The organism is Rheinheimera sp. WS51, assembly GCF_050936095.1.
Lineage (GTDB): Bacteria > Pseudomonadota > Gammaproteobacteria > Enterobacterales > Alteromonadaceae > Alishewanella.
Genome location: NZ_JBOTRC010000027.1, coordinates 1 through 7,449 on the forward strand (window position 1 = coordinate 1; position 7,449 = coordinate 7,449).

At 40.5% G+C, this 7,449-nt stretch carries 12 protein-coding genes; 1 reads left to right on the forward strand and 11 read right to left on the reverse strand.

The window, feature by feature from the left end:
• Positions 1–68: 68 nt before the first annotated feature.
• From ACRCA4_RS14660 to ACRCA4_RS14680, 5 genes are all read right to left on the reverse strand, one after another.
• Positions 69–638: a hypothetical protein gene (locus ACRCA4_RS14660; protein ID WP_433190243.1), complete on the reverse strand. Its 570-nt coding sequence runs from the start codon at positions 636–638 to the stop codon at positions 69–71.
• 103 nt (positions 639–741) lie between these two features.
• Complete coding sequence (locus tag ACRCA4_RS14665) at positions 742–1,209, reverse strand: hypothetical protein (protein ID WP_433190246.1); 468 nt, start codon at positions 1,207–1,209, stop codon at positions 742–744.
• A gap of 121 nt (positions 1,210–1,330) precedes the next feature.
• Entirely contained in the window at positions 1,331–1,816 is a 486-nt protein-coding gene (locus tag ACRCA4_RS14670) for a DUF4240 domain-containing protein (RefSeq protein ID WP_433190249.1), read from the reverse strand.
• 124 nt (positions 1,817–1,940) lie between these two features.
• The gene (locus tag ACRCA4_RS14675; RefSeq protein WP_433190252.1) at positions 1,941–2,327 is read right to left on the reverse strand and encodes a hypothetical protein; all 387 of its coding nucleotides are present in this window, start codon (positions 2,325–2,327) and stop codon (positions 1,941–1,943) included.
• Positions 2,328–2,448: 121 nt separating this feature from the next.
• Positions 2,449–2,763 carry a hypothetical protein gene (locus ACRCA4_RS14680; protein WP_433190255.1) on the reverse strand — a complete coding sequence of 105 codons (315 nt, stop codon included), beginning with the start codon at positions 2,761–2,763 and terminating at the stop codon, positions 2,449–2,451.
• 528 nt (positions 2,764–3,291) lie between these two features.
• Here ACRCA4_RS14680 and ACRCA4_RS14685 point away from each other — a divergent pair.
• Complete coding sequence (locus ACRCA4_RS14685) at positions 3,292–3,732, forward strand: hypothetical protein (RefSeq protein ID WP_007991293.1); 441 nt, start codon at positions 3,292–3,294, stop codon at positions 3,730–3,732.
• Positions 3,733–3,807: 75 nt separating this feature from the next.
• Here ACRCA4_RS14685 and ACRCA4_RS14690 read toward each other — a convergent pair whose 3' ends face one another.
• From ACRCA4_RS14690 to ACRCA4_RS14715, 6 genes are all read right to left on the reverse strand, one after another.
• A complete protein-coding gene (locus ACRCA4_RS14690; protein ID WP_433190259.1) occupies positions 3,808–4,101 on the reverse strand; it encodes a hypothetical protein in 294 nt (97 codons plus the stop codon).
• A gap of 473 nt (positions 4,102–4,574) precedes the next feature.
• Positions 4,575–4,961 (reverse strand): hypothetical protein, encoded by a 387-nt coding sequence (locus ACRCA4_RS14695; RefSeq protein WP_433190262.1) that lies wholly within the window; start codon positions 4,959–4,961, stop codon positions 4,575–4,577.
• Between the two features lie 119 nt (positions 4,962–5,080).
• Complete coding sequence (locus tag ACRCA4_RS14700) at positions 5,081–5,503, reverse strand: nuclear transport factor 2 family protein (RefSeq protein WP_433190265.1); 423 nt, start codon at positions 5,501–5,503, stop codon at positions 5,081–5,083.
• A gap of 155 nt (positions 5,504–5,658) precedes the next feature.
• Positions 5,659–6,321, reverse strand: coding sequence for a hypothetical protein (locus ACRCA4_RS14705; RefSeq protein WP_433190268.1), 663 nt, complete (start codon positions 6,319–6,321; stop codon positions 5,659–5,661).
• Positions 6,322–6,480: 159 nt separating this feature from the next.
• The gene (locus tag ACRCA4_RS14710) at positions 6,481–6,885 is read right to left on the reverse strand and encodes a DUF1801 domain-containing protein (protein WP_433190271.1); all 405 of its coding nucleotides are present in this window, start codon (positions 6,883–6,885) and stop codon (positions 6,481–6,483) included.
• A gap of 88 nt (positions 6,886–6,973) precedes the next feature.
• Positions 6,974–7,423 carry a hypothetical protein gene (locus ACRCA4_RS14715; protein ID WP_433190274.1) on the reverse strand — a complete coding sequence of 150 codons (450 nt, stop codon included), beginning with the start codon at positions 7,421–7,423 and terminating at the stop codon, positions 6,974–6,976.
• Between the last annotated feature and the right edge of the window lie 26 nt (positions 7,424–7,449).

Consider the following 7,449-nt stretch of genomic DNA (forward strand, 5'->3'; position numbering starts at 1 on the left):
GCAGCCACGGGCAAATACCAGCGGCTTGCCGTGCTTTGGTATTTGTCCCTGAGGAGCGAAGCGACGAGTTAGTGAGCTGCATTGTTAGGTGCTTTGGAGCAAAAATAAGCGATAGCAACTGCGGCAAATGACGGGCCAGCACCCCAAAATAACGATTTCAAGCTAATCAATAAACCTCGAACTTCTTGTTGGTGGAAATGCTCATTACTCCATATCTGGGGCAGCATCCTAAAATATATCAGGATTGACAGCAACATTACGGTAACAAAGTAAAAAATGACAGTCGAAATGTATGCGGACAATGCAATGTTTCTAAGCTGACTTATCCAATTAACAGCGATCAAATAAAATACGGAAGTGCCAAGCAGAGCAAGGGATAAAACCACCCCAAGTTGCATATAAAATATCTTAGCCACTGCATAAAATGACGCAAAGCAAATTAAAAAGACAAGTTTTAAGCTGATATCCGCCCGAAATTTTAAAACCGCTAGGCCTACAAGAATCAATATACCAATTTGAGATATTGCTCCCGAAGCCGTCCAGCTGAAAGCGCTCACACCTGAAGCTGTGATGTTAAATTGAAGCACGCTTGTTGCGAGCAGGATGAATAGAATCAACTTCAATGTGTGGGTTTTCATGCTCACCTAACGCCCGGCTCACCGAGCAAATTTTTGATGGCGACTTTTGTGCGTATTTTTGCACAAAAGGTGACTGTGGAAATTTGTCCGGTGCAGCCGTTTGTTATGTGATTTCATAGCGCTTTAGAGACTTACAATCTTTTGAATCGGACGGCCACAATATTACCTTGTATAAATCATCAGCTGGTTCCCACTCCACCGTAATTGAGTCGAGCCCCTTTGCCAAAGACAATAACGCATAATTACCTTTGGGCAACTCTATACGCTTTGCATCAGGCAAGTAATCAGTACAACCAAAAACGGCGAATCTACCTGAAGGAAAGCTGACGAAACCCAAAGAAGCATGATCCCATTCATTTAAATCGATTTGAGGCTCACTTTCTAATATTTCCAGTTCGAATTTAACGTCAACATTACGATAAGTGCCGACAGCAACTGTATTCTTGGCGAATGCCAATTTTAGATCCAGCGCTTCATCAGTCCATATTTCAGACGTATCATCATCGGCTCCATCGTCCATGAGATAAAGCTGAAAATAGTCTGCAAAAATATCAAATTGATGTATGGACATGATTACCTCTTGCTCACATAACGCCCCACTAAGGGGCTGAAAACAGTTTGCTAAATTTGTGAAGCGGAGCGAAACCGAGCAAACTGTTGGCAGTCCCACACTTCAGTGGCTTGTTAGGCATCTACCAATACAAAGCCATTAGCTTGGGAAATCTTTTTATATTTTCTTCTTCATCATCAAAATCCCACTCTTCCCCCATAGAATCTTCGTTGTCAGCGACAGCACTTATCGAAATCTCTTTACCTGTTTTTTCTTCATACACTTCATCTGCGACATACCCATAAAGCTCATTTTCAATTTCGAGATCTTCACCAAGTTCGGCTAATGATTCAGGATTTTCAATTGCATTAGAATATACAACTCGTCCTTGTGAAATTAACCCATACCTAAAATCGATAAAGCCATCATCAGAACATCCTCCACCTATGATATAAGCAGCACCCCATAGATTCCACGTGTAAGCTCTATCAAAAAAATAATCAAAATGAATTTTAAATGAAACGATTTCTTCAGGAGTTAATTTTTCTAAATTAATTCTTAAGTTATCTTCCGGTTCTTCGGAGTCTTTTCCAAGCTCGATTATTTCCCAAAATTCATTTATATCCATATATTTTCCTTTGAATCGATTGAATGCCTAACGCCCGCCACAAACGCGAGCAACTTGTTGCGAGTCGAGCGCCCAAAGGGCGCGTTTTTGATGGCGATTGTTAGCTGAAAATTTTAGAGTGTGCTCAATTACCGTCCGATGAAATAGATGATGCAAGTCGTTTACAGACTGATGCTTTATCATGTTCATTAGCGGTATTAAAATATTCTCTTTCAGCATCTATTTTACCTTTAAACACTTTATCTATTTTGACCCCATGCGAGGAGTAATGATGGGTCAAAATATTTTTCCCTTTTGCAATATCACTTTTGTGCATATCAGTCCATTGTATAAACAGATTTTTATAGTTTTCATCGCCCTCAAACTCTGAGCATATTTCAACAAACATCTCTTTTGAAATGTAACTAGCATAGAGCTCTGCAAATATTTGCTCTTCGGCTGTAAAAGACTGTTGTGACACTGCATTTCCGCTGCACGTAACAGCAATTAAGAAAATCGCAAAACGCATCATATCTTTAAAGTATCTCCATACGCTTTTCAGCTAACGCTTTGCTAATTGGCTGCCGCAGCGCAGCGTAGGCAGTCCAGTGGAGGCCACGCTTTTTGTGGCCGGAACGAAATTAAGCAATTTGTTATACGTTTTTGCATTTACTTTCTTCATGGCTGCCACTTGTTTTTAGCTGAACGTCTTTGACTGAAGGGTTGGCATTTGAAAGTGCGACATAAACCTCAGCAACCATAACTGGCCCTGCACAATAGTCAACGCCTAAGGTAACCAGTGAAAACTTTATTTGTTTCAACTTGCTTTCTAATTCTGTTGAGTTCAGCTCTTCATCCGAGCTGTTGATTGAATAGCTGCTTTCCTTTACAAAAATTGTGACCGACTCATCGGCAAGTACTTTGCCACTAATTGCCAGAAGAAATACTAAAACCAGAATGTAACGCATGAATACCTCCAAAACGTATAACGCTCAAAGCAGCCGCGCTGTAAGCGTCGGCTGCCTTTGCTTGTTAGCTGCCTGAACCGGACTTGCGCGGCTTGCCGCACTGGCAAACCCAAATAACGGCACGGCTGCTTTTGATTAAAAACTACACCAGCCAGCTGCGATACGGCGAGCCAACCGGAACCTGTAAAACTGCTAAGCGAAGCCACTAAGAACAACGCTACCGCCACTGCCATTTGCACTAAACCCACAAACTGGCGGACTCAACCTTTTGCGCTGCCGCTAAGAAAACCAAACGTGAGCAAAACCGGAATAAAATTACTGACTAAAACCGTTAAAACCCGAGCACCTGCTAACGCCTAAATAACAGGAAAATTGAGTTGGACGCTTTTTTGCGGTTCTTTGCAAAAAATCGGCAAACTCTATTTTTCCTAGTTTATTTTCTTGTTATGTGTGTCTAGCAGAACACTCACAACACTGTTGGCACAAATTTCGCTTGATAATTGAAAACTTATTATTTTAGAGGCTAAAATGCAAATTACCAGTACTACTTATATGACTCCGGCAAAAGAAGCATATAAAACCGGCAATTCTTTGCCGGACAATAAAACCCAAAGTGCTATGGTTGCGCAAGAAGTATCCTCTATACATGAATTAGCCCAATATATAGACCCAAGTAATATGTCTCGAAATGAAGCTGCCATATTATCTGGTGCATTATTTCCCGATGAACCTAGTGCGACTTTTGGTGCACAAGCCCTTATACTAGTAAATGATAATGGTACACTACGGAATGCAACTAAATCAGACGCAATCATGAATGAAAAATTTGATATGTTCGAGTCGATAAAAGGGCAAATGGAATTTAATCAGCAACGTGGTATATCAAATGACAACTTAGAGCTTGCTCAAGATTATTTACATAAATTGCAAATAGCAAAAACCTCTCCGTCAGTTAACATATACACATAACGCAAAGCACACGGGCGACGAGCCGCGCAGCGGGTTGGCGTCCCAGCGGCTGAAGGCCGCGAGTGATGCGCCTTGTTATGTGGTAATGATTGGTGCATTGCTAAATCCCGTGACAAAGAGCCCAATGGCAGCGGCAATACCAACTAATAGGACTATAAATACCCGATACCACTTCTGTATTTTTAAACCACGCTCAGTCAACACCTGAGTTGGAGGAAAGCTATTTTTCCATAGTGAGCTCAGATCTTCGACCTTATGCAATTTTTCCCGCGACACTTCTTTTGATAAGTAATGCATAGCAAAGAACATCGAACCTGCGCCGAAAATTAATAGAATCAATATTGGCAATACGGCAGTATTAAAGCTCATCTCGAATCCTTACGCAGCCACATAACGCTCAAAGCAGCTGCGCGGTACGCGTCGGCTGCCTTTGCTTGTTAGCAGCCCACACCTGACTTGCGCGGCTTGCCGCACTGGCAAACCTGAACAACGGCAGACTGCTTGTATTAAAAACTATACCAGCTGGCTGCGATACGGCGAGCCAACCGGAACCTGTAAAACTGCTAAGCGAAGCCACTAAGAACAACGCTACCGCCACTGCCATTTGCACTAAACCCACAAACTGGCGGACTCAACCTTTTGCGCTGCCGCTAAGAAAACCAAACGTGAGCAAAACCGGAATAAAATTACTGACTAAAACCGTTAAAACCCGAGCACCTGCTAACGCTCAAAGCAGCCGCGCTGTAAGCGTCGGCTGCCTTTGCTTGTTAGCTGCCCACACTTAAGGTGGTTAAAAATTTGATTTACAAAATAATTTTTGAACAGAAGATTAAGTCTCATAATTATTGCAGGCTGCTCCATGCAACAACTTCAGCGCCAGAGCTTTTTAAATGTTCGGTCAGAGTAAATAAAGTACCGAAACTGACACTTTCATCGGCTCTTACAGTAATAACACTATACACAGGACTGAAATTGATAAACGGTCCATATAAATAATCGGTTATTGCTTTTTTGTCCGAAACAGAAAAAATTTGGTTTGTTTTTACGAATGTAACTGTTTCATCGTTATGCAAAGTTAGATCATATCGAGGTGAACATTTGCACATAGCGCCAGACTGAGTAGGAACTACAACATCCTCATGTGAATCATTTGAACGAGGAAGCATTAAGACAAAAGCTACTAGAAGTATTAGCGCTAAATCAACATAACTATGCTGAGAAAAGTCCATAAATCAAATTCCCTATCACTCATATAACCAAATGTTGCACAAGACCAGCAGCACAGCAAGCTAACGCTCAAAGCAGCCGCGCGCTGTTAAGCGTCGGCTGCCTTTGCTTGTTATGTGAATTATTCACTGTACCGACGGATAACAGAGACTTTACCATTTTCAAGTTCAAGTACATCTAATGCCACTTTGCTGTAGCTAAAATCTGAACCGTCCGACCGTTTACCTTTAGCTGAGAATTTGTGCTTTATTGAAACAGCGTTATAGCCATACTGATAGCCAATAATCTCGGCTTTATACTCTGTATGAACACCAAGATAGCGACTCATTCCTTTACGCATCATTTCTTTACCATCCGGTTCCCGAGAATCATCAGGTGCATTTGGGAAATGCTGATTACCAATATCATCAGTGAGGAATGACAAATAGTGCTCAAGGTCTTCCTTAGTTGCATTCGGTTGCTGAGTCATAACCTGAGCATCAAAATATGCTTTAACAAAAGCATCGTAGTCAAAATCATCAGCCAAAGTACTGGTACTGAACAAAGCTACACTTGCAAAATAGATAAATATTTTCTTCACGAAAACTCCTTTTTCATAACTTCACATAACGCCGTTTTAAGCGGAAAATTTCAGTTGGCTAAAATAAGTGAGGTACGAACAAAAAGCCAACTGTAATTTGTCCGACTTGAAAACCCTTGTTATGGGGTTTGTGTGAGCACTGCGACAATATAGCCAGCTATGCCAGCTCCAACTATTTTTGACCATTCAACAAATAAAGTCCAAAAGCCTTTATATAGTTTTTTCCTATTACGCACATCAATGAATGTCATCCAGTTAATTTTTAAGGTATCTATTAACGAATTTGAATACACACCATAAATGCTTGAGTTACGATTATAAAATAGATATTTAGAAATGCATTTTTTAATTATTTTATCAGTTACATCATCTGGGCTAAGTGCTATATAAAGTATAATGTTATCTTCATTTCTTGCGTAACGTTCAGATTTGTAGGGGTAAATAATAAACGCAACAGAGCCTGTACTGCTAAATGATGCTACTAAGGCGGAGCCTTTCTCCGCTTCGCATGTTGATCCTTTTTTTTCAGGCGTATCAATTTTTTCTATAACGCCTGTTTTATTAGCCCCTGAAGAAAGTTGGACTGTAGCCTCATTTATCGTTTCGTCATGTACTTGGCAAAACAAATTAAACGGGTATTTTGCATTTCTCGCGCTCTCTGCCGTTTCTTGAAACTTACTTTGTATTTTTTGCTGCGTAACTAATCGCCAATTTAATCGGCGTCTATGAAGTTCAAAACCACTTGATGCCAATTTAGACGATTCTTTTTTCAGAACTTTCAAATTTATACCTCAGCAGGATTAAACCTCATAACGCCGCGTTAAGTAGTGAGCAACGCCACCACTGAACCTAATCTATTGCGCCGTAAACACTAAAGCCGATTAAAACCAAAAATGCCACGCGTTGCGAATCTGCCTTAAACGCTTTGTTATGTGAATTTTTCACGCGCCCAAAAGAGGTAAATGTTTACGCTGCTGATAGGTTAAAGCTAACTCTAAACAGGACTTGATTGCTGTTTCTGGTAACGCTTTCGATAAGGACAGAACTATTGCTCTGTTTCCCTGAAACACCAGTTCTTCACCATACAATTCTCGAAATGTATCGACTAACTTAGTTTGGCAATTAAAGAACAGGTAATAATTGTTAGGAGATTTCAGCTTCCAGCCCATTCTTAGCGGGCTGCCTGTTTTTACACTATAGCTAGGTTCACCCCACTTTAGAGTTTCATCGACTTCACCCAACTCCAAATCAGATGCGATTTGAAAGACTAGACTTCGTAGTTCCTCTAGCCTAATACGAGCATTTTCCGGATATTCATCGAAGCGTTCTTTGACTACCTTGTTCAACGGAACCTCCTATTCACATAACGCCCCAATAAGAGGCTAAAAATTGTTTGCTACAATGTGTAGCGAAGCGAAACCGAGCAAACTGTTTTTAGTCCTGCTTGATTGGCTTGTTATGTTCACTTTTAAACTCCTCTAGAATACTCATAGAGGGCGTTGGTTTTGTTACCCACACGTCATTTTCCATAACTTGCCAAGTTTCATTAAAGCCACCTTGAGAATCAAAATAATCTATAACTTCGGAGTAGAAATTTTCAATTAATTCCAGCTCTCTTTTGCTTGTTGGTGGCAAGCGCACAGTTTCAACAATCAATACTTTTGTTGTAACTTGGCTTCGAAGGAAATCTTTAGCCTTTTCAGTTTCACCCTCTTCCAAGAACTTTAAAGCCCAAAGCATAAAACGACCGTTATCGATGTGCTCTTTAGTGTATGTATTAGCTAAAGATGCGTAATTTAAATAGAAAGCAGAAACAAAACCACCAAAGAAAACTAATAAAGTAAATGTTCCACCTATTACCCATGCAATAATTTTAGATTTCATCGACACTCTCCTTGTGAACATAACGC

Bases quoted from the DNA above. Each gene is read 5' to 3' on its own strand.
- ACRCA4_RS14660 (WP_433190243.1), bottom strand. From the start codon at position 638: ATGAAAACCCACACATTGAAGTTGATTCTATTCATCCTGCTCGCAACA.
- ACRCA4_RS14695 (WP_433190262.1), bottom strand. From the start codon at position 4,961: ATGGACTTTTCTCAGCATAGTTATGTTGATTTAGCGCTAATACTTCTA.
- ACRCA4_RS14680 (WP_433190255.1), bottom strand. From the start codon at position 2,763: ATGCGTTACATTCTGGTTTTAGTATTTCTTCTGGCAATTAGTGGCAAA.
- ACRCA4_RS14685 (WP_007991293.1), top strand. From the start codon at position 3,292: ATGCAAATTACCAGTACTACTTATATGACTCCGGCAAAAGAAGCATAT.
- ACRCA4_RS14715 (WP_433190274.1), bottom strand. From the start codon at position 7,423: ATGAAATCTAAAATTATTGCATGGGTAATAGGTGGAACATTTACTTTA.
- ACRCA4_RS14675 (WP_433190252.1), bottom strand. From the start codon at position 2,327: ATGATGCGTTTTGCGATTTTCTTAATTGCTGTTACGTGCAGCGGAAAT.
- ACRCA4_RS14670 (WP_433190249.1), bottom strand. From the start codon at position 1,816: ATGGATATAAATGAATTTTGGGAAATAATCGAGCTTGGAAAAGACTCC.
- ACRCA4_RS14690 (WP_433190259.1), bottom strand. From the start codon at position 4,101: ATGAGCTTTAATACTGCCGTATTGCCAATATTGATTCTATTAATTTTC.
- ACRCA4_RS14665 (WP_433190246.1), bottom strand. From the start codon at position 1,209: ATGTCCATACATCAATTTGATATTTTTGCAGACTATTTTCAGCTTTAT.